The organism is Pseudomonadota bacterium (assembly GCA_022361155.1).
GTDB lineage: Bacteria > Myxococcota_A > Polyangia > Polyangiales > JAKSBK01 > JAKSBK01.
Genome location: JAKSBK010000319.1, coordinates 1 through 1,924, shown reverse-complemented (window position 1 = coordinate 1,924; position 1,924 = coordinate 1). Strand labels below are relative to the sequence as shown.

The following is a 1,924-nucleotide window of genomic DNA, read 5'->3' as shown; positions in this document are numbered from 1 at the left end:
GCCACAAGGGCGGGAGCCCAGGCGGCCCCGAAACTGCTCAACACGGCGAGAGGCAACCTTCTTCAGGGTGCTCAGAACCCGAAGCTACGTAATCTGATCAATCAGCTTTACCGTCGGAATGCCCAAGTCGGCTCGGGCAGTACTGCCGATGCGATTCGTTACGAGCTCCGCACGGGTCAGCTCTTGTCGAGATCTGGGCATTCGCTGAAGGGTCAGGAGATGCGTACGGCTCTCAATCGATTGATGAAGAGTGGAGGGCTTGATTCGGGTGACGCTCAGATTGCTCACCACATTCTAAACGACCTGCAACGTGCACTGTCAGGACTATGACGGAACCACTTACCTATCAGAATGTGGTCCAGCGGTTTCAAAGTGCTGTGCCTGAGCTTAGTGACCACGCTGATGCTTTCTACGAGGATCTGCCACACGATGCATTTGGTACTTGGACGCTTGCCCTGATCAAGCTACTGCAACACTCGTCTGTTGACGGCAACCTGCTGCAGAAGGTGGCTGATTTCCTGGACGCAATGGCCGAGTCACCTGACAAGGAAGTCGTGAATCTTCTAGAGGTCTCGGTTCTTGAGATCTTGGCAGATGACGAAGCATGCATCGGGCGTATCGAACCAAGGCTCGGTGAGCTTGCTCGTGCGCATCTGGATCGTGTTCGACAGGGGGGCTTTCCAATGTAACGACTCCATCGCAAGCCGAAGCGCCAGGATCCGACCCAGGTGCGGCAAGTAGCATGCGGTGCGCGGTGTTTTGCTTCAGCCGGAACGTGACTCCTGTTAACACTCCCATGAGGATCAGTGAGGAGTCAGTATGCCGAAGAAGAGACAGTTTCGCCGTAACCATACAGCTGAGCAGAAAGCCGTCATCGTGCGGCGCCACCTGGCCGACAAGGTGCCGGTGTCCGACCTGTGTGACGAGTACAAGATCCAGCCGAGCGTGTTCTACAGCTGGCTGCGTGTGGCTCTGCCGCGATCGATCCGCACCGGAGTGAAATCGTGACGCGGGAGGACACGGAGGCGCGACGCTGGCGGAGGCCACGGTTTGCGGAGCTGGGAGCCGGCCACGGAACCGGGTTAGCCGGCGACCGACGAACACTGGATGCGGGCAGCAGCCCAAAACGCATGGCGGCCCCGGGGTGCGGAGCGTACGGTTCTGTTAGCGCACGGTTGGAGCGCGCCCGGCATGGGGTGCTGGACCGAGAGACCGTTCGCTCGGCCGCGTGCGGTGTATGGTTGAACCCGCTCGCTAGCCCGGTGCACAGCGTGCAGCGTGCAGGCGCACCATAGCCCAGCTGCCGAACGGAATCGCCACAGCTACGACGTTATGCCGACCTTTACGTCAGCACAGTCGCTTGGCTTGCTTTCACTGAAAAAGGCCACTGAGTACACCGAAGTCAGTCTGCACGTGATGCTCCGACTCATCGCGTGCGGTCTCGTTACCAACGAGCAAACCGTCCCGCGGGCGCCCTTCGAGATCCGCAAGGCAGATCTCGATTCCGCCAAGGTCAAGGACGCGATCCGTCGCTTCAAGCAGACCGGTAGGCTCGCCCCAAAGCGGGGGGACTCAACGAACCAACAGCCAGATCTGTTCTAACCATAGAGGAGTTCAGGATGCCAGGTATTGTGTATGATCCATCATCAGGATCGCACAGTGCAAACGTATTCCGTGCCGCTGCGCGCTGACGGCCAGGCAATACCGGTAGAGCTCGGTCAGCTCGGGGTCTGGACAAAACAGGTGGGTGCGGCGCAGCGTGCGGCGCGTGACCATCACGGTCATTCCAGGCACGATGTAGCGTGGTTGGGTCATGCTTCGCACACCGCACCAAGCGTGCCGGACACCACCGCAGCTCATTTCGCACACTTACGCTACCAGTGGTTGCGAAAGTGCCGGCGCACGCCGGCGGACGCCAACCCGG

Annotated in this window: 5 protein-coding genes; 4 read left to right on the top strand and 1 reads right to left on the bottom strand. The window is 59.8% G+C overall.

What is annotated here, in order from left to right:
* The 4 genes from MJD61_12360 to MJD61_12345 all read left to right on the top strand — a co-directional run.
* Positions 1 to 330: hypothetical protein (locus tag MJD61_12360; GenBank protein MCG8556061.1), on the top strand; the 330-nt coding region annotated here is incomplete at its 5' end.
* Entirely contained in the window at positions 327 to 689 is a 363-nt protein-coding gene (locus MJD61_12355) for a hypothetical protein (GenBank protein MCG8556060.1), read from the top strand. The genes MJD61_12360 and MJD61_12355, both read left to right, overlap by 4 nt.
* Before the next feature lie 130 nt (positions 690 to 819).
* Entirely contained in the window at positions 820 to 1,008 is a 189-nt protein-coding gene (locus MJD61_12350) for a transposase (protein ID MCG8556059.1), read from the top strand.
* Between the two features lie 357 nt (positions 1,009 to 1,365).
* Positions 1,366 to 1,602, top strand: coding sequence for a hypothetical protein (locus MJD61_12345; GenBank protein MCG8556058.1), 237 nt, complete (start codon positions 1,366 to 1,368; stop codon positions 1,600 to 1,602).
* A gap of 12 nt (positions 1,603 to 1,614) precedes the next feature.
* Here MJD61_12345 and MJD61_12340 read toward each other — a convergent pair whose 3' ends face one another.
* Positions 1,615 to 1,815, bottom strand: a complete 201-nt coding sequence (locus tag MJD61_12340; protein MCG8556057.1) for a hypothetical protein — start codon at positions 1,813 to 1,815, stop codon at positions 1,615 to 1,617.
* Between the last annotated feature and the right edge of the window lie 109 nt (positions 1,816 to 1,924).